Source organism: Prevotella sp. C561 (assembly GCF_000224595.1).
GTDB lineage: Bacteria > Bacteroidota > Bacteroidia > Bacteroidales > Bacteroidaceae > Prevotella > Prevotella jejuni.
Genome location: NZ_JH114144.1, coordinates 91,744 through 112,144 on the forward strand (window position 1 = coordinate 91,744; position 20,401 = coordinate 112,144).

Genomic DNA, 20,401 nt, shown 5'->3' on the forward strand with positions numbered 1-20,401 from the left:
AAGAACTGGCACGAACTGTAATCAACTTACTATCTCCTTTCAAAGACCATATCAAGTCTATTACAACTGACAATGGTACAGAATTCGCTTGTCATGAAATGATAGCCAAAAGCCTTGGTGTTACCATATATTTTGCTGACCCATACGCTTCATGGCAGAAAGGCGCTATAGAAAATGCTAACGGACTAATTAGGCAATACGTGCCAAAAAAAGAAACCTTTGAGCATATCAGCCAGCAACAAATAACTAAGTATTCAAAGAAAATTAACATGAGGCCAAGAAAGAAATTAGATTTTAAAACACCACAGGACTGCTTTTACGAACTAATTAAGTAAATTTGCACTTGCTTGTTGAATTCACGCTATCTCTCACAGAGCACACAGATTTAACAGAACTTTTCTACCAACGTTTCGAGCCCATAAGATAGTGGCCCCTCCCCAACCCCTCCCCCGCAGGGATGGGTGTAGTATGTGAGGTTACCCCTACAAGACAGCCAGTAAGATAATAGATCGAGACACACATCCTCCTTATAGGGGTATCTCGGTGATTACGCCCCTTCCCTTCGGGGGAGGGGACGGGGGAGGGGCCACTATCTTCACTGAACCTTGTGTGTTCTGTTCTTCTGTGTAATTCTGTGAGAAAGAGAATGCCCCCACCCTATGAGATGACACACAAGCAACTCGCTGGGGAGGTTTTCCTCTCACAGAGTACACAAATCTAAAAGAACTTTTCTGCCAACGTTTTGATCCCACAAGGGGGACGGGCTACTATTCTGTTTGTGCACATCTCTCCCAGAGTAAACGGATGAATAGCTACGAAGCTGGTTACCTCTTAAAGGGAAAATTTGCTTCTGATGATACCATCAACTGAGAATCTACCAGCACCAGCAAACCATGAGAGGACGAAGATGATAAGGTAGAGGAAGGCTAACTCGCCACCGCTAACAGAACCGCCATGGACGGTTGTGAAGGCTACTATCATGGTGAATATCATCGGCAACAGTGCTAATCGAGTGAGAAAACCGAAGACAAAGGCCAAACCGCATACCAACTCACCGAAAATATTTAGTCCTACAGCTACCTCACCACTCAATCCGAAGGGTGCAGGGAAATGTGCTGCGGTCTCCGTGAAATGCTGCAGTTTCTCGAGGCCGTGGCTCGCAAAGGTCAAACCGAACACGAGACGTGATGCCAACAAAAGGAGGGATGCCTTTGTACTCTCAACCTTTGGGAATAATAATTCTGCTGTTTTCATATCGTATAATCCTTTCTTTTTATGTTGTTCAACTTGTAGTGCGCAGCTTTCACACCCTCTATATAAGGATAGATGTGTGTGGCTAATCGCACTGAATTTATCTTTTTTATAGTTGCAAAGATAGAGATAATTCTGCTTTCTATCCTTAAAAACGCTGTAAAAGTTTGTCGAAGACGATGAAAATACCATCTATGTGGTATCTTGTCGACTATCCTCTCTCGGCTCTCTCTCCCTGTTTCTGTGCCAGAAAGTCTGTCTATTATATTGTTAGGAAGCTGCTTGCATCTCGTTTGTGAAGCTGAGGTAAACAGAATACGCCCCTCTTGCTCATGATAAATTATATTTACAAAACTACGTGTTCGTGTCCTTCTTTTAGGATGGGGATAGTAGTCTCTATTGGTGTCGTAACTCTTTTGTATTCAATAATTTAAGTAGTAGTAAAGGAGAAGATGCCTTTCAAGGGTGGAGAAGGGCGTCTTCTACACCCAAGAAGGGCACCTTCTTCGAGCAAGAAGGGCGTATTCTTAATCCTTAAAGACGGTAGTCTGGTTTGAAGAAGATGAATTATATTTACAAAGTCGGTCGTCTCATGGTTCGCCAAACAGCATTGGTAATATTATAATCATGCCACAGCGAGCGTGTATCTCAGTGTTTATACCTACTTTTGGGTATGTCCGTGAGCAATAAGACAAAACCTTTTATTTGACCAAAAAGCCAACTAAAACCAAGGTTCCGTGACTTTTTTGGAAATCTTATAGTATTTTTATGTAGTTAAAATACATTAAACATTAAGTCTATTCCATTGATAATCTGTACTAAATGTAGTAACTTTGTAACCGCTTAACATGCCTAACTAAGATAATTCTTACGCCACATAAACAGTTTAGTCACAATTGTATAGGACAAGAATAACTATTATTCAATCCTCTATTTTATCGCTCACATGAGCAAGAAAACGTAATTTATAAAACAAAAGATAACTATTAAAAAGAATGAAAAAGAAGTATTTTTCGCCCACTATCAATGTATATAACATTGTGGAGGCAGAGACGATTTTGGCAGGATCAGGTACACAACCAAGGGTCGTTCCATCTGTAAATGAATTTGAAGATGGAGGAACAGAGGATTTGGATGGAGAGTAATTTCCTGTATTAATAAGACCGTAACAAACCTAAGAAATTAAGTTTTAAGAAATGAAATCAAGAAATTCTAAATTTGTTTTGAAGGCTGTCCTTATAGGCTTGGCCGCATTTGTTGTAACTGCTTGTACCGATAGTGATACAGCGCAGGAAACACCGAAAAAAGTAGAAGATGGTATTAGCTTTGCTGTGACAGATATTCAGAATATCTCTGAATCTTCACTCCCAAAGACAAAGGCACCGTCTGTCTATGAAACAGCCTCTACTCCGCTTGAGGGCGAAGGAGCAGAGGGATTGTCGTTGTTAGAGACCACAGTAGAGGGAGTAAATCCTGTATACCATCCAGCTGCTACTCGTGGTACTATCACTACAAATGACAACTTTGCTGGTTCGGATAAGCCATTTGCTATCTTCGCTACAAAGGAAGGTAGTACAGCTGCTAACTATCTCTACAATGAGAAGGTGAACGTTGATGGTACAATGGTAAATCCTGTAAAGTGGAAGAAGAGCGAGTCTTCAAAGTTGAAGTTCTTTGCTGTTCATCCAGCTACAGATGGTTCTAACCCATTGGTTACTACGTCTTCTGGTACAAACCCTGTTGTGAATTATGCTCCAAACACAGATGTGAAGAAGCAGTTTGACCTTTTGGTAGCAAACACAAACTCTTTCAATTATGATGATTATGTAAGTCAGAAGATTCCAATTGCGTTCTCACATGCCACAACAGCCGTTCTGTTTAAGGTAGGTAATGAACTCACTTACAAGCAGAAGGTTACGAAGATTGAAATTAAGAACGTGATAGGCGATGGCACATACGATATTGCTACAAATGCGTGGACAGTAGGTACAACAAAGAAAACCTTCGAACTCGACCTTTCTGCTGCACCTTTCAGTACAGCAACAAATGCTGGCTCTATTATGAATGGTGGTGACGGTACTTTCTTTATGGTTCCTCAGGATATTCCAGATGACGCTTATGTGCTGATTACTTTTGAAAGTGGTAAGACTGTGAAAGCCAATATTGGTGGTACTGGTAAGAAGTGGGTTGCTGGTACGACCAAGACATATACTATCTCTAATTCAAAGGATTTGGATGATAGAACACTTACTCTAACAATTAATGCAGCTAAGAATATATTTGACTACAATGAGACCAACGTACCATTCACCGTTACAAGTTATAGCGAAGTGACAGGAAGTGGTAGACCTGCTAAGGCAGAGCCTTGGACAATTACAAAGTATGAGTCCAGTGCTGATGGTACTACTTGGACAGAGGGTAAGCCGTCAATGGTTGCTGATATGAGTTCTGAGAGTGGTAATGGTGGTACGTCTGCTGAGGCACGCACGATGACATTTACCAATGACTATCACGACTATAAGGCAGAGCGTGAGGCGGCACTTAAGGCAGCACATGAGGCGACTGGTACAGTAGACCTTTCTAAGGTTAATGGTCCACAGGAAACAGCTAACTGTTATGTAGTTTCAGCCAGTGGTAAGTATTCATTCCCAATGGTATATGGTAATGCTATAAAGAATGGTGCTACTAATGCTTCTTCTTATACTTCAAGTTATCCAGCCAGCGAACATATCTTTAATAAATTCTGGGGTGCTTCAGAGATTAACAGTCCATATATTACAGGTGCTGATGGTGCTAAAGTGTTGTGGACCAGTACTCCTGATATTGTATCTGACGTAACAATAAATGGTAGTAATGTTGAGTTCAAAGTCAACAAGGACAAAATGAAGGAGGCAAGTGTTATTATTGGTGTTACAAAAAATACATTGGGAGCTTATAATGTTCTTTGGAGTTGGCACATTTGGATTACCTCTAAGGATGTAATCGATACCAGCAAAGACTACTTTATGCGTGAGCCTTTAGGCTTCCGTCATACGGAGTGGCATGGTACTACTTATGAAAAGGACCGCAAGGTTCGTCTTACAGTTACTCAGACTCGCACAGGAAAGACTGCGCAGGTTGAGTTCACTCAAAAAGCATCTGCTCTTGTGCGTGAGGGCGAAGCAATGTACTATCAGCAGGGACGTAAGGATCCACTCTATCCAAGTAATGGTATGTCATTGCAGTCAACAGGTATTGACCCTAATGGTTACAATAGAGGTTTCTTACCATTCTGGGCTGTGAGAATGCCTCTTATGATGGCAAGATTCCGTACATACGATCCTAATGATTCAGGTATAGGAAAGGGAGAAGCAAATGGCGATTGGATGTGGATTAACTTCTCTGACCAAAGTGATGGTACTAAGTATTACAGCCACGCAGAACATGCTACCTACTTTAACTTGTGGGATGTGAATAACTGTGTAGGTTATCGTAACCCTAATGCTTTCGTAAAGACAGTATATGACCCAAGTCCTGCAGGATTCCGTGTTCCTCGTTTGGATGAGTTTACCAAGATTAACAATGGTAACAATGGTAAGGCTGCTTTTGTTCCTGCAATGGGTATTCTTAGTGAGAGAAACTTTACGATTACGGATGCAGGGCATAGCTACTATTGGTCGTCTGAGAAGAAGAAGGGTCCAGGTACACTCTCATCTACTCAGCAGTGGTACGGTTATTATGGTCTTCTTGCATTTGGTGTGAAGAATGGTAATACTACAACTTTGGGATTAGTGAGACCAGAGCATCCAAGTTCACCTATGTTTAAAGATATGGCTTCTGGTGCTAATGTAATCTCTATCAAGGAATAAACATAATCTTTTGCAGCAGACTGTAGTCATGACTGCATACTTTCAACAACTGCACTCTATTCGTAGGGGGCAGTTGTTTTGTTTATAGTGAATTGTGTTTTGTAAGATTTGTACGACTGCTCGATGTGTGATTCATTGTTGTGTTCTGCTTTAGTCTCGGTAAAATCTATTAGAATCACTATGGGAACTGGAGCCTTTTGTATATTCTTATCGCTATATTCTAATAACCAAGAAAAAACCTAAAACGAAGTTTGCTGTCATTACTGTCAGTCAGAGAGGGATGTTAACTTGCTTGTTTGCAGTATAGTTACGTGAAATGTTAAATGTGACAGCAAAACAAAATAAAACTTTTTTCGTATATTAAGTAATGTTTCTTGTCATCTTAGAGACATTTTATTAGCTCCTTTAGCAAGCGAATCTCTCGTTGTTATTATAGATAGGAATAGGACAGCAAAAGCCACTTCTTGTGTTGTTATTATAGTGAGGAATAGAGCAGCTAAAACCATTGTTTAGGGTCGTTAGCCATCCCCATTATTAGGTATTTTTCTTGTAAACACTTTCTATCTTGTTTTTTTCATTACCTTTGTTTGTTCAAATATGTACAAGTAGACGAGTCTACGAGAGAAGAAGTAGACGAGTAGCTTGCTACACATGGCGAACTAAGAATAAGTAACGATAATTCTTGGATAAGAATTAAAATGATGATTGAGGCTTATGAAACTATCAGAATTGAAGACAGGAGAAACTGGTGTTATCGTAAAGGTATCGGGACACGGTGGATTTAGGAAACGAATAATAGAGATGGGATTTATCAAAGGCAAGACTGTTGAGGTGTTGCTCAATGCGCCTTTGCACGACCCTGTCAAATACAAAATTATGGGCTATGAGGTTAGTCTCCGTCATAGCGAGGCCGACCAGATAGAAGTATTGCCCGACACAGTCGACCCTGCGCAGGTAGAAGACGTAGAGTATGAGGAAAGTGAGCAATCAGCTGGCTCTACATCCTACGATAGTACCGACAAAGAACTAACCCCAGAGAAGCTGTCAGATGCCGTAGAACAAAAGAGCCGCACCATCAATGTGGCCCTTGTCGGTAATCCGAACTGTGGTAAGACATCGCTCTTCAACTTTGCATCAGGTGCACACGAGCGAGTAGGAAACTACTCGGGAGTGACGGTAGATGCGAAGGTGGGGCATGCTTCCTTTGATGGTTACGAGTTCAACCTCGTAGACCTTCCCGGCACTTATAGTCTTTCGGCTTATAGTCCGGAGGAACTCTATGTGCGTAAACAGTTGGTAGACAAGACGCCAGATGTCGTCATCAATGTGATAGACGCCTCAAACCTTGAGCGCAACCTTTATCTGACAACCCAGTTGATAGATATGCACATACGTATGGTTTGTGCCCTTAACATGTATGACGAGACAGAACAACGTGGCGACCATATTGATGCACAGAAGCTTTCAGAGCTCTTTGGAATACCGATGATACCGACGGTGTTCACCAATGGCAGGGGCGTACAAGAACTCTTCCGACAGATAATAGCCGTTTATGAAGGTACAGAAGACGAGTCACTGAAGTTTCGTCACATCCATATCAACCATGGTCATGAGATAGAACATGGTATTGAAGAGATGCAAGAGCACCTGAAGAAGTACCCAGAACTTTATCGGCGCTATTCAACCCGTTATCTCGCAATCAAACTGTTAGAGCATGACAAGGATGTAGAACAGCTCATTAGTCCGTTAGGCGACTCGGTCGAGATATTCAAACATCGTGATACAGCGGCTGCAAGAGTTAAGGAAGAGACAGGCAATGACAGCGAGACTGCGATAATGGATGCCAAGTATGGCTTTATTAATGGAGCACTGAAAGAGGCGAACTACTCGACAGGAGATAAGAAAGACACCTATCAGACCACCCATGTTATCGACCATGTCTTGACAAACAAATACTTTGGTTTCCCAATCTTCTTCCTTGTCTTGTTGGTAATGTTCACTGCTACCTTTGTCATCGGACAGTATCCGATGGACTGGATTGAGGCAGGTGTGGGCTGGTTAGGGCAGTTTGTCTCTACGAATATGCCTGACGGTCCGGTGAAGGATATGATTGTCGACGGTATAATCGGTGGTGTAGGTGCCGTTATCGTATTCCTCCCTCAGATCTTGATACTCTATTTCTTCATCTCCTATATGGAGGACTGTGGCTATATGTCACGTGCCGCCTTCATCATGGACAGGCTTATGCACAAGATGGGACTACATGGTAAGTCGTTCATCCCACTTATCATGGGCTTCGGTTGTAACGTACCTGCCGTGATGGCAACACGTACGATAGAAAGCCGGAGGAGCAGGTTGGTGACAATGCTGATACTCCCTTTGATGAGCTGTTCGGCTCGTCTACCAATCTATGTGATGATTACAGGCTCGTTCTTTGCCTTGAAGTATCGTTCGCTGGCCATGCTCTCCTTATATATAATAGGTGTGTTGATGGCAGTAGTGATGAGTCGTCTCTTCTCTGCCTTTGTAGTAAAAGGAGAGGACACTCCCTTTGTGATGGAGCTACCCCCTTATCGTTTCCCAACATGGAAGGCAATTGGTCGCCATACATGGGAGAAGGGTAAGCAGTATCTCAAGAAGATGGGAGGTATCATTCTCGTAGCTTCTATTATCGTGTGGGCCTTAGGCTATTTCCCTCTTCCAGATGATCCGAACATGGGGAAACAGGCTCGACAGGAGCAGAGTTATATCGGCAGAATCGGTAAAACCGTCGAACCCGTATTTCGTCCACAAGGTTTTAGTTGGCAATTGGATGTCGGCTTGCTGTCAGGTATGGGTGCGAAGGAGATTGTAGCATCAACAATGGGTGTGCTCTATTCTAATGATGATAGCTTCTCTGACGACAGTGGTTATAGTAGTGAGGTGGGTAAATACTCCAAACTACATAATCTAATAACAAAGGATGTGGCAACGATGCACCATGTAAGCTATGAGGAAGCAGAGCCTATAGCAACATTGACGGCCTTTGCTTTCCTACTCTTTGTCTTGCTCTATTTCCCTTGTGTAGCAACGATAGCGGCTATCAAGGGTGAAACAGGTAGTTGGGGATGGGCGCTCTTTGCTGCTGGATACACCACAGCCTTAGCCTGGATAGTCAGTGCGGTGGTCTTCCAAGTGGGTATGTTGTTCATCTGATGATAAGAAAAGACAGACAACATAAAAGCTATACATTCTCTTTAAGATTTAAGAAGACGCTCTTCTTGGTTTAAGAACATGCCCTTCTTGAACGTTGAAGACGCCCTTCTTGAGGCAAGAAGGGCGTCTTCTTCTTTGCAGTCTATAACTTACTGAGTATCGGTGAGTTATAGACTTGCTTTTTATGTGTATCCTTAAGTGTTTTTGTCAGACATTTGTACGTGTTTTAGTCAGGATATTTTGGAGACAGAATAACATAGGGACAGATGGAGACAGAGTGTTTTTTTAGAGACAGAATGACATAAAGACATATAATGACAGAGGATGTTTTGGAGACAGAATAACATAGGGACGAGTAAAGACAGATTTTTTTTAGAGACAGAATGACATAGAGACATATAATGACAGAGTGTTTTTTTAGAGACAGAATAACATAGTGACAGATGGAGACAGAGGATGTTTTAGAGACAGAGTAACAGAGGGACAGACGAAGAAAGGGGGATTCTTGAAGACAGAATGACATAATGACAAATGGAGACAGATGATTTTTTTGAAGACAGAATAACATAATGACAAATAAAGACTGGGTGTAAAGTATAAACAGAATTTGGTGGTAAAGCCGATAGAATTTGGTTTTGTTATTCCTAACAATAGGTTTATTTCGGTAATCACGCCCCTCTCCATTCGGAGAGGGGTTGGGGGTGAGGCCAAGAGGTGTTGTGGGTGTGGCTTGCTGGGGTTGTGGGTGTGGCTTGCTGGTGTTGTGGGTGTGGTTTGCTGGTGTTGTGGGTGTGGTTTGCTGGTGTTGTGGGTGTGACTTGCTGGTGTTGTGGGTGTGGCTTGCTGGTGTTGTGGGTGAGGCTTGCTGGTGTTGTGGGTGAGGCCGAATGAAAACAGAACTTTGTTAATTTGTCAATAAGTTTACTTGTCATAAACAAAAATCAGTTAAAGGACTACCCAACATACTCCTAAACCTGTCAACTCGTCTTTTAATTGCGTAGATTAATAATTATAGGTGTTTTGTATACTATTTTGTTGAATTTAGTAAGTAATCAGTTAAATTTTAATAGAAAATGTAATTTTAATCAGAAAAGGTTTGTGTTTTTTATAAATAATACTTAATTTTGCAGCCATTGAGCGTAAAAATCTTTAGATATTAAGCTGAAAAGTGATAATATATTTGATTTTACGACCTATCTCTGATGATATGTTTCATTGTGAAACATAAGGGTAACGTTTAGCGAAACAACTACACAATAATATTTATAATAATCAAAAGAGATCTATGGAGAAAAGATTTACTCTCTTTTTGTTTGGTCTTCTTCTGTCTTTAGGGACAGCATTTGGTCAGACAAAGATTAATGGTACCGTAGTTTCTCAGGACGATGGAGAGGCCGTTATCGGTGCGTCTGTCATGGTACAAGGTACTACGACGGGTACTGTCACAGATATTGACGGTCATTTCACACTTGATGTTCCTGCAGGAAAGAAACTCGTAGTCAGTTACATTGGTATGGTCACGCAGACCGTAGCAGCCAAAGACGGCATGAAGGTTGTCCTTAGTAATGACAATCATCAGCTTAATGAGGTTGTTGTAACTGGTATGACTCAACAAGACAAGCGCCTCTTCTCTGGTGCTGCAACAAAGATTGATGCTTCAAAAGCAAAGCTCGATGGTATGGCAGATGTGAGCCGTTCGCTCGAAGGTCGTGCTGCTGGTGTGAGTGTTCAGAACGTGTCTGGTACGTTCGGTACAGCACCTAAGATTCGTGTGCGTGGTAATACGTCAATCTTTGGTTCGTCAAAACCATTGTGGGTTGTTGATGGAGTCATCATGGAAGACATTGCTAATGTTGATGCAAGTTCGTTGTCATCAGGTGATGCAAAGACTTTGATTTCTTCTGCTATCGCTGGTCTGAATGCTGACGACATTGAGAGTTTTCAGATATTAAAGGACGGTTCGGCTACATCTATCTATGGTGCTCGTGCTATGGCGGGTGTGATTGTTGTGACAACAAAGAAGGGTAAGGCTGGTCAGAGCCATTTAAGTTATACCGGTGAGTACACTCTTCGTTTGAAGCCAAGCTATAAGAACTTCAATATCATGAACTCACAAGACCAGATGGAGATTTATCGTGAGTTGGAGAAGAAGGGCTATTTGAACTATGCCGAAATCGCTAACGCCTCTACAAGTGGCGTTTATGGTCGTATGTATCAGCTCATCTCTGAGTATGACGCTACTAAGGGACAGTTCGGTCTTGAGAACACACAGGCTGCACGTGACGCTTATCTGCGCGCTGCAGAGTATCGTAACACAGACTGGTTCGACCAGCTTTTCTCAAGTTCAATCATGCACAACCACTCAGTGAGTGCTTCTGGTGGTACAGACAAGGGTCAGTACTATGCTTCCCTCTCTGCAATGTATGATCCAGGATGGTATAAGTCAAGTCGTGTTCAGCGTTACACAGGTAATATCAACACAACTTATAATATTAACAAGCAGATAGGCTTGAACCTTATCGCTAATGCTTCTTATCGTAAACAGAGAGCTCCTGGTTCGTTGAGCCGTACGATCGACCCTACAACGGGTGCTGTTAGTCGTGCTTTCGACATCAACCCTTACTCTTACTCTCTGAATACCTCACGTACTCTCGACCCTAACGAGTCTTACACACGTAACTATGCTCCGTTCAACATCTTCAATGAGTTGGACAATAACTATATGGATCTTAATGTGCACGACTTCCGTGTTCAGGCCAGTGTAGACTATAAGCCTATCACAAAAGTTAAACTTACAGCCTTGATAGCAGTGAAGAGTGCAGCCTCATCGATGGAACATATCGTTCGAGAGAACTCTAATCAAGCATTGGCTTATCGTGCTATGAGTACGACAACTATCCGTGACGCGAATCCATACCTTTATACTGATCCTGATAACCCATTTGCTCTTCCAGAGTCAATCCTCAAAGAAGGCGGTATTCTCGATAGGACTGGTAACAATTTCTTCGGCTGGGACACACGTCTCTCTGCCGCTTATAATGATGTATTCAACGACACTCATATCGTAAACCTCTACGCAGGTGTGGAGAGTAACAGCGTTGACCGTAAGGCAACCTTCGACCGTGAGTGGGGTATGATGTTCGATGCTGGTGAGATTGCAAAGCTGAACTATCGTGCTTTCAAGATGTTCCAAGAGCAGGGATCTAACTACTATGGTTTGTCAAATACCCACATCCGCAGTCTTGCTTACTTCGGTACGGGTACCTATTCTTATAAGGGTCGCTATCAGGTAACGGGTACCTTCCGTTATGAAGGTACGAACTATCTGGGTAAGGCTACCTCAGCTCGTTGGCTGCCAACCTATAACGTTTCTGGTGCATGGAATGCACACGAGGAAGGTTGGTTCAGTAAGCTGTTCAAGCAGGCGTTGACACATGCAACATTGCGCCTCAGCTACTCACTTACTGGTGACCGTCCTCCTGTAACCAACTCATTGCCAATCTTCACAGCAACAGTGCCTTGGCGTCCATTCACCTCTATTCAAGAGACAGGATACGATGAGGAGTTCGGTAATAGTAACCTTACTTACGAGAAGAAACGTGAGTTCAACCTTGGTTTCGACTTTGGTTTCCTTGATAACCGTATCAATCTTACATCAGACTTCTACTGGCGTCGCAATAGTGACCTTATCGGTTACGTGAACCATCCACAGTTGGGTTCTTACAACCTTGCGAATGTTGCTTCAATGAAATCAAATGGTGTGGAGTTCTCATTGAACACACAAAACATCAAGACAAAGGACTTCAGTTGGGAAACAAACTTCATTTTCTCATGGACACATAATGAGATTACAAGTCTCTTCACCCATGCTCGTGTCGTTGACCTCGTACAGGGAACAGGTTATAGTCTTGTTGGTTATCCTGCAAACTCTATCTTTAGTATCCCATTCGCAGGACTTGATGGTGAGGGTCTACCAACATATATGAACGAGAATGGTAGAAGAACGGTCTCAGACCTTAACCTTCAAGAACGCGACCAGCAGAAGATTAAGTACTTGAAGTACGAAGGTCCTGCTGAGCCAACGACAACAGGCTCATTTGGTAACGTCTTCCGTTATAAGAACTGGGACCTCAATGTGTTCGTAACATATAGCTTTGGTAATAAAGTTCGACTGAACCATATATTCAATAACCGCTATGACGATATGGACGCCCTACCTAAGGAGTTCCGTAATCGCTGGGCATACAGTGGTGATGAGGCTGTTACGAATATCCCAGTGATTGCTTCACGTCGTCAGAACCGTAACAATACGCAGTTGGATATTGCTTACAATGCTTATAACTATTCTGATGTTCGTATCGCAAAGGGTGACTTCATTCGTATGAAGGAAATCTCATTGGGTTATAACTTCCCTGCAACGATGATTAGAAGTATTGGCGTTAGCAGCTTAGGATTGAAGCTTCAGGCAACGAATCTCTTCCTGTTCTATTCAGACAAGAAGCTGAATGGTCAGGACCCAGAGTTCTTCAATACAGGTGGTGTGGCTGCACCAGTTCCAAAGCAGTTCACCTTGACATTGAGATTAGGTCTTTAATATTTTAACTTAGGTGGCGGTTCTGTTGGGATTATCACTATCTTTAATGATAATAAGAATAAACCCTAACAAGACTGAGGATTGTCAGATGACAACTGACAGGCTATGTGAAAGAAACTGAACCAGCACCAGAAGTAACTTAATATAGAACGAATATGAAAATTAAGAATATCATATATATGGGCAGTTTGATGCTTGCATCTGTGGCGATACTTGCATCTTGTTCTGACCAATTGGATACGTTGCCAGATAACCGTACTACTTTGGATACACCAAAGAAGATTGCGGGGCTGCTCGTAACAGCCTATCCAGACCGTACACCGACCCTCTTTAACGAGTGGATGTCTGATAATACGGACTATATGGGACGTGATAACAGTCTTGGAAGCCGTGGTAATGACCAGTACTTCTTCTGGCAAGAGCAGACAGAGGGAGGTAATGACTCTCCTGAACAGGTGTGGATGTTATATTATGATGGCGTCTACAAGGCTAATGAGGCTTTGGCTGCTATTGAGGAACAGGGTGGTGCAAAGAATGAGCAACTCAGCAACTCCAAGGGTGAGGCACTGCTGCTCCGTGCTTATAACCACTTCATTCTTTCCAATGAGTTCTGCCGTCCTTATAATGGTAAGACCAGTCAGACTGATCCGGGACTCTATTATGCAACCGGAATAGCAGATTTCACTGCTGCTGCTGAGCAGAGTAATCGTGGTACGGTAGCTGATGTCTATGCAAAGATTGCTTCTGATATCGAGGCGGGTATACCATTGATTAACGATACATACGAGGTGCCAAAGTATCACTTCAATAAGCAGGCTGCCTACGCCTTTGCTACTCGCTTCTATCTTTATTATGAGAAGTGGGAGAAAGCAAAGGAATATGCTGACAAACTGTTGGGTAGTAATCCTGCAGCTTATCTGCGTGACTATAAAACTTTGCAGGCTATGCCTTTGAGTAATTCAGACCAGGCTGTGAAGATTGCTGAGGCTTATTGTAGTGCTTCTGCAGGTTGTAACCTCCTCGTTCAGACCAGTGTCAGCAGTGCTGGTATGGCACTTGCTCCATGGGTATCAAATAAGCGTTATACCCTCACTAACTACTTGGCAAACACCGAGTTGTTTATGAGTAATAATATTTGGGGCTCAGCTGCAAACACCATCTGGAAGCCATTTACTGCTAATCAAGGTGAAGCTAACTTTGCTTTGTTGATGAAACTTCCACGTGAGATACAGATTATCAATACGACAACTGGTACGGGTTATCCCCGCACTCTGAATGTTGATTTCACTATGGATGAGGCTTTGCTCAATCGTGCTGAGGCTGAAATCATGCTTGGACAGAACGATGCAGCCTGTGCAGATATGAACACTTGGATGCATAACTACTTCAATACCAGCGTGACGCTGACGCCTTCAAGTGTGCAAACTTACTTTAATTCAGTGCCATACGCATACGCTGATGCCGATAAGATGGTGCCAAGTTTCAAGAAGCACATCAGTCCTCGCTTCGCTATTGATGCTGAAGGGTCAGTACAGGAGTCACTCTTGCAGTGCTTGTTGAACTTCCGTCGTATCGAGACAGTACATCAGGGCTTGCGTTGGATGGATATCCGACGTTACAACATCGAGATACCTCGTCGACTCATCGGTGCTAATGGCAAACCTTCTAAGAACCTTGATTGGTTGGTGAAGGACGATCCACGTCAGACAGTTCAGATTCCACAGAGTATTCGTGAGGCTGGTGTTCAAGGTAACCCTACCAAGACAGCTGTGCCAAATGCAACACTCATCAACCCTTCTGCCTACAGCGGACCAGGTTTCTCAGTTGTCAATCAGTATCCTGCTCAGGCTGGTGCACACACTTTTTAATAGCTAATTAAAGGATTAAGAAATGAAGAATAACATATTAGCTTTATCGCTCTTGGCAGCAGTAGCAGCTGGTTTCACTGCTTGTTCAGATGATGCTTTGTCAAGTGAGAGCGTTATCAAGTCTTCCAAGACAGCAGACACAGCCTTTGACAAGTGGCTGTATAAGAATTTCGTAGTACCTTATAACATTCAGATTCAGTGGCGTTATGAGGACAATGAGTCAGACATGTCTTACTATGACGTTCCTGCTGATTCGGCTCAGTCAGTCGAGTTAGCACATATCATTAAGTACACCTGTGTGGAAGCTTATACCGAAGCTGCAGGCATTGATTTCACACGTCGTTACTTCCCAAAGCTCTTTAGCTTCTTAGGTGAGTTCGAATATGAGAACAGTGGTAGCCAGAAACTCGGTACTGCAGAGGGTGGAAAGAAGATACGCCTCTTGGGTGTTAACTATATTGATAAGTATAAGACCAATCGTCCTCTACTTGATGAATATTTCCTTAAGACCATTCACCACGAGTTTGTTCATATCGTTAACCAGACCAAGGACTACCCACGTGACTTCGGTAAGGTGACTCCAAATGGTTATGTTAATGACTCATGGAGTTCTGAAACGTATGGAGAAGGCTTTGAGAAGCGTGGTTTCGTTTCAGCATACTCACAGAAGGAAGAGCGCGAGGACTTTGCCGAGATGGTAAGTACTTACATTATCTCAACACCTGCGCAGTGGAATGCTATTATTAAGAAGGCTACTCTTGTTGATGCGAATGGAAACCCTATCAAGGATCAGGGAACAGGAAAACCTGCTCCTCAACCAGGCGTAGAAGCGCTTGAGAAGAAGCTTGAGATTTGCAAACGTTACTATAAGGAGACCTTTAATGTCGACCTTGATAAGGTGCGTGATGCTGTTATCAGACGTGAAAACAACGTTGTTAGTGGCAGTTATAATCTTACAAGTCTTAACTAACAAGAAAGGATTACAATAATGAAAGCAACTAAATTATTTATATATCTCCTACTTGCTTTGCCAGCATTCTTCCTTCAGTCATGTCAGACTGAGGAGGATAATGTCTTTGATAAGCCTTATTCTGAGCGCATGGGAGAGTTCCTGCAGAAGGCTCAGGATACATTGACTGCATCGCAATATGGATGGGTATTAGACTATTACCCACAGAGTAATCAGGTGTATGGTGGCGTGGCTTATACTATTAAGTTCACTCATGATGATGCCATCGTACGCTATGAGAAGAACCCTGATGATGGCGAAGTGAAGTCATTGTATAAGATGAAAGAGGACGACGGACCTGTCTTGTCGTTCGATACTTACAATGCTTTCCTTCATAAGTATGCTACTCCAAAGAAGGGTGAGTATCGTGGTATGGAAGGCGATTTCGAGTTTGTTATTGACGAAATTAAGGCTGACTACATCAAGGTTCATGGCAAACGTTCGCTGAATACGATGTATCTTCGTAAGCTCTCTGAGCCTGCAACTGACTATATAGAGCAGGTGACCGACCTCACCAACCTCTTTGTTTTCTCTGATTTCAATCTTAGTATCGGTGGAAAGAGTTACACGCTCGTTATTACCGATAGGGATAATCGTCAGTTAGCTATCTATGATGGCAATACTCCTATAGCTGAGTCTGCTTATACCTTTACTGATAGGGGAATCCGTTTGTACGAACCTATCACGATTAATGGTGCTGTTGTCTATGACTTGACCTTTGATAAAGAGACTGCAAAGCTCTCTGGTAACGGTGTTCAGACTACTTCTTCAAAGATTGATGTCAACGTTATTGCCAATCTGATTGGTACTATTGATGTCTCTAATGGTGCTAAGAAAATTAAGAAGACAATACCTTATCTTAGTTGGCTCAACGTCAGCTGTGACGCTTCATGGGTTCACCTAACAAAGGAGGGCAACACACTTACCATCGATGTAGATGCCAACGCGATTGCTACCAAGGCTCGTGGTGCTAAGATTAAGATTTCTAATGGTATTGATGAAGCAAGTGCAGCGGTTATGCAATATGACCTCTCTGCTCTCATGGGTTACTATGAACTCAAGATGACTTCATACGTTGCTGGTGACAATAACAAGGATGTTCTCAAGGTGAATACACGCCAAGCTCGACTGAGATATGAAGGCTCTGGTGCGAACCGTAAGTTCTATTTGAATGTTTCCAGTCCTTATGGTGACGACTTTGTATTCCCATTGACCTATGTGGCTTCCGCAAAAGCGTTCTTAATGCAGAGTGGTCAGAATGTGATAACAATACGAAATAGTAGAGCAACCTTCTACATTGCAAACTCATTTAATATCGATGAAAATCGTGGTACGGGTACATATACAGATTTCTATAACCTTATTAGCTTCTCTGTAAATGAAAGTGGTGATATCAGTGCATCACTCTGTGGTCCATTGTTCGTTAGCGCTGGAGGACAGCTTAAGTATGTGAAATTGACTGCTGATCGCCTTGTGCTGAATGCTTACACGAGCGAACCATTTAGTGAAGGGAATCTTTTTGCTATGTTGGATATGTGGATTAACCCAGTGATAACGAAGAAGTCTTCTTCATCCTCATCTGCTAAGCCTGCTATCTTACCAGAGGAGACATCCGACAATACTCTGTCTATACAGATGCCACAGTATCTGCCAAATCGTTTTCCAAGCTTTGATGTAGACTTTAGCGTACCCCTTAGCACATCAGTAGCGAAACAAGTAAAACTAAACAAGTAAATGTTTTATGAGAAAGATATTTAATATTTGTATTCTCTTTGCTGTTGCTGCAGGCTTTATTGCCTGCAGTGACGACAATGATGCAGGTAGTAATTACTTGCGTAAGAATCCTGTCAATGTGGTAAACTCTAAGCTTTTCTTCTCTGCTGCGGCACAGAAGGGTGGGGTGAAGTTTACTGCACCAGCTGGCTCAACCGTCTCTGTCAGTGACTCATGGGCTACGGCACAACTGCTGAATGACTCGGTCGTTGTCAGTGTTACTAACAACCCAGCTGTCGACAGTCGTTCTGCTGTGTTGACTATCAAGAATGGGAATGACTCTACTAATCTGCCTATCTTGCAGTCGGGAGCTGTCTTTAAATATAAAGGAGCTAAGAATATTGTTGTTAGCGACAAGGATACAACCCTTACGTTGCCTTATTCAAAGGTGGGTGCTGAACCAGCCTTAGTGCTTGCCGATTCTGCTGATGCTTCTGCGGTATCATCTGTTGAGGATAAGGACTCTGCTTTTGTGGCACATATTAATGCCAATTCAACGGGCGAGGTTCGTACCTTCTTGCTCGTTCTGAAGAACCAAGAGCAGCGTGATACGATTACTGTAACGCAGGGTAGCATAGATGATTTCGATGGTAAAACGTATAGTCTCTATGGGTATGACTTGTTGAAGATGACAAGCTCAACAACTGATATCAACTCATTGGTTACTCAGTTTGTTGGTACTTTTAAGAAGGAATCTGATACTAAGTTGTCTTTCGCCTCTGATGATACAGGTTTGAGGATGCTTTTCTATTTTGATCCTGCTGACCTCTCACTGACATTGAAGGGTGGTGAATATATCCTTACACAAACGAAGGATAATACGTCATATCGCTATCGTACAGCTTTTTGGGATATTAAACACTATGCTGTATTGATGAACCTTATCCAACAGCAGACGGCAGCACATAACGCAGGTAAAGTGAGTGATGACGACTTTGCTAAATTCCAGAGAATGGTTACTGCTATCTATGACATCTATGCTTCACCTAATCTGTCAATGACAGCACGAATGACTTACTCTAAGGAGGATGGTATGGTTGCTGGTCTCCTTGAGAGTAACGCTGCGAGTGCTGCTTACATCCAGTCTTATAATGCTTTAGGAAAACTGGGTTTCCCTATTGGTTCATTTAATGGAAATGCACTCGCTATCTATAAGTATGCCCAACAAGGACGCACGCTAACTTTTAACAATGTTTCCTATATGCTTCAACCAGTGATGCTCTTCCATCCTTTGAGCACAAGTGCTAAGCCTGCAGCATTCTTGAAGAAGAGATAAAACAGTAAAAAAGATAAGTCCGAAAAAGGCTAATGTCGTAAGTATGCAGCTGTGGTTCCTACCGCAATGCAAGCTTACGGCATTCTTTTTGTTCGCTCGATACAGCAAGCATGGTATGACATTTATTCCCTAATACAGGCTTACTATGTTCTTATTATTCGTTCGATACAGCAAGCATGGTTTGACTCTTATTCCCCAACACAGGCTTACAATGTTCTTATTTTCGTTCGTTACATCAAGCATGGTTTGACTCTTATTCCCTAACACAGGCTTCCGATGTTCTTATTATTCGTTCGATACAGCAAGCATGGTTTGACTCTTATTCCCCGACACAGGCTTCCGATGTTCTTATTATTCGTTCGTTACACCAAGCATGGTTTGACTCTTATTCCCCGACACAGGCTTCCGATGTTCTTATTATTCGTTCGATATATCAAGCATGGTTTGACTCTTATTCCCCGACACAGGCTTACTATGTTCTTTTTGTTCGTCTGACACAGGGTTGAATGCTCCTCCTAACAACTGTATGGTTATTACGTATAATACAAGATAAGTTTTATTTTGTTTTGCTGTCACATTTAACACTTCGGTTTAACGTGCTGTTTCTTATTGAGTTACGTCGTTATTTTGGATGACAGAAATGACAGGAAAATATATTTTAAGATTTCCTCTTTGTGATAGAAAGCTAAAGATTCAATGCGAAAGTTAGGATAAAACAGTTTACCAATGAGCCGTTCTTTACGCAAGAATATCAAGGTATCATCACCATTGTAACGCTTTCACCTGTACAAATGGATGGTGGTCTCACCCCCAACCCCGTTCGGCCTCACCCCCAACCCCTCTCCGAATGGAGATAGGCGTAGTATGTGAGGTTACCCCCTATTGGCCTCGCCTCACCCCCAACCCCTCTCCGAATGGCGAGGGGCGTAGTATGTGAGGTTACCCCTATTGGGTTGCTTGCATACTTCGTAGAGGTTTTTTCTCTCACGCTGCAGAGTTTTTTCTCTCACAGAACACACAGATCTAACAGGAACTTTTTGCGCACAGTTTCGAACCCATAAGACAGTGGCCCCTCCCCAACCCCTCCCCCGCAGGGAGGGGCGTGATATGTGAGGTTACCCCTATTGGGTTGCTTGCATACTTCGTAGAGGTTTTTTCTCTCACGCTGCAGAGTTTTTTCTCTCACAGAACACACAGATCTAACAGAAACTTTTTGCGTACTGTTTAATTCGTGGGGAGGTTTTTCTCTCACAGATCTCACAGATTTGACAGACCCTTTTTGCGCACAGTTTCGAGTCCACAGAAGGCCTCCGGCATACAGATATCACAGAGCGTAACAGCCAAAGATGGCTGTAAGGTTCTGTGTAATCGGTTGACTTAATGTCTCTGTGAAACCCTGTGTGTTCTGTTCTTCTGTGTACTCTGTGAGAAAAAGAACATTTTGAGACTCGCTGAGGATTTTTTCTCTCACAGAACTTACAGATTTAACAGAACTCATTAGCGCACTGTTTCGAACCCATAAGACAGTGGCCCCTCCCCAACCCCTCCCCCGCAGGGAGGGCGTGATATGTGAGGTTACCCTATTGG

The 20,401-nt window shown here is 42.7% G+C and carries 10 protein-coding genes; 9 read left to right on the forward strand and 1 reads right to left on the reverse strand.

Annotated elements, in window-relative coordinates; genetic code table 11:
* On the forward strand, positions 1 to 335 hold a 335-nt coding region (locus tag HMPREF0666_RS07085; RefSeq protein WP_009011698.1), incomplete at its 5' end, for an IS30 family transposase.
* A gap of 496 nt (positions 336 to 831) precedes the next feature.
* Here HMPREF0666_RS07085 and HMPREF0666_RS07090 read toward each other — a convergent pair.
* The gene (locus HMPREF0666_RS07090) at positions 832 to 1,254 is read right to left on the reverse strand and encodes a DoxX family protein (RefSeq protein ID WP_009011699.1); all 423 of its coding nucleotides are present in this window, start codon (positions 1,252 to 1,254) and stop codon (positions 832 to 834) included.
* A 992-nt stretch (positions 1,255 to 2,246) separates the two neighbouring features.
* Between HMPREF0666_RS07090 and HMPREF0666_RS17305 the strand changes: the two genes are divergently transcribed.
* From HMPREF0666_RS17305 to HMPREF0666_RS07125, 8 genes are all read left to right on the forward strand, one after another.
* Positions 2,247 to 2,396, forward strand: a complete 150-nt coding sequence (locus tag HMPREF0666_RS17305; protein ID WP_009011700.1) for a hypothetical protein — start codon at positions 2,247 to 2,249, stop codon at positions 2,394 to 2,396.
* Positions 2,397 to 2,447: 51 nt separating this feature from the next.
* Positions 2,448 to 5,099, forward strand: coding sequence for a fimbrillin family protein (locus HMPREF0666_RS07095; protein ID WP_009011701.1), 2,652 nt, complete (start codon positions 2,448 to 2,450; stop codon positions 5,097 to 5,099).
* 714 nt (positions 5,100 to 5,813) lie between these two features.
* Positions 5,814 to 8,294: a ferrous iron transport protein B gene (gene feoB / locus HMPREF0666_RS07100; protein ID WP_009011702.1), complete on the forward strand. Its 2,481-nt coding sequence runs from the start codon at positions 5,814 to 5,816 to the stop codon at positions 8,292 to 8,294.
* Between the two features lie 1,285 nt (positions 8,295 to 9,579).
* On the forward strand, positions 9,580 to 12,888 hold the full coding sequence (locus HMPREF0666_RS07105) for a SusC/RagA family TonB-linked outer membrane protein (protein ID WP_009011703.1): 3,309 nt from the start codon (positions 9,580 to 9,582) through the stop codon (positions 12,886 to 12,888).
* 155 nt (positions 12,889 to 13,043) lie between these two features.
* Positions 13,044 to 14,756, forward strand: coding sequence for a RagB/SusD family nutrient uptake outer membrane protein (locus HMPREF0666_RS07110; protein WP_009011704.1), 1,713 nt, complete (start codon positions 13,044 to 13,046; stop codon positions 14,754 to 14,756).
* 22 nt (positions 14,757 to 14,778) lie between these two features.
* Positions 14,779 to 15,726, forward strand: coding sequence for a putative zinc-binding metallopeptidase (locus HMPREF0666_RS07115; RefSeq protein ID WP_009011705.1), 948 nt, complete (start codon positions 14,779 to 14,781; stop codon positions 15,724 to 15,726).
* 18 nt (positions 15,727 to 15,744) lie between these two features.
* Complete coding sequence (locus HMPREF0666_RS07120; protein WP_009011706.1) at positions 15,745 to 17,499, forward strand: DUF4302 domain-containing protein; 1,755 nt, start codon at positions 15,745 to 15,747, stop codon at positions 17,497 to 17,499.
* A gap of 7 nt (positions 17,500 to 17,506) precedes the next feature.
* Entirely contained in the window at positions 17,507 to 18,814 is a 1,308-nt protein-coding gene (locus HMPREF0666_RS07125) for a BACON domain-containing protein (RefSeq protein WP_009011707.1), read from the forward strand.
* Positions 18,815 to 20,401: the final 1,587 nt, after the last annotated feature.

What these genes read in the sequence shown, in the direction of transcription:
- HMPREF0666_RS07090 (WP_009011699.1), bottom strand. Translation starts at nt 1,254, where the DNA reads ATGAAAACAGCAGAATTATTATTCCCAAAGGTTGAGAGTACAAAGGCA.
- HMPREF0666_RS17305 (WP_009011700.1), top strand. Translation starts at nt 2,247, where the DNA reads ATGAAAAAGAAGTATTTTTCGCCCACTATCAATGTATATAACATTGTG.
- HMPREF0666_RS07095 (WP_009011701.1), top strand. Translation starts at nt 2,448, where the DNA reads ATGAAATCAAGAAATTCTAAATTTGTTTTGAAGGCTGTCCTTATAGGC.
- feoB (WP_009011702.1), top strand. Translation starts at nt 5,814, where the DNA reads ATGAAACTATCAGAATTGAAGACAGGAGAAACTGGTGTTATCGTAAAG.
- HMPREF0666_RS07105 (WP_009011703.1), top strand. Translation starts at nt 9,580, where the DNA reads ATGGAGAAAAGATTTACTCTCTTTTTGTTTGGTCTTCTTCTGTCTTTA.
- HMPREF0666_RS07110 (WP_009011704.1), top strand. Translation starts at nt 13,044, where the DNA reads ATGAAAATTAAGAATATCATATATATGGGCAGTTTGATGCTTGCATCT.
- HMPREF0666_RS07115 (WP_009011705.1), top strand. Translation starts at nt 14,779, where the DNA reads ATGAAGAATAACATATTAGCTTTATCGCTCTTGGCAGCAGTAGCAGCT.
- HMPREF0666_RS07120 (WP_009011706.1), top strand. Translation starts at nt 15,745, where the DNA reads ATGAAAGCAACTAAATTATTTATATATCTCCTACTTGCTTTGCCAGCA.
- HMPREF0666_RS07125 (WP_009011707.1), top strand. Translation starts at nt 17,507, where the DNA reads ATGAGAAAGATATTTAATATTTGTATTCTCTTTGCTGTTGCTGCAGGC.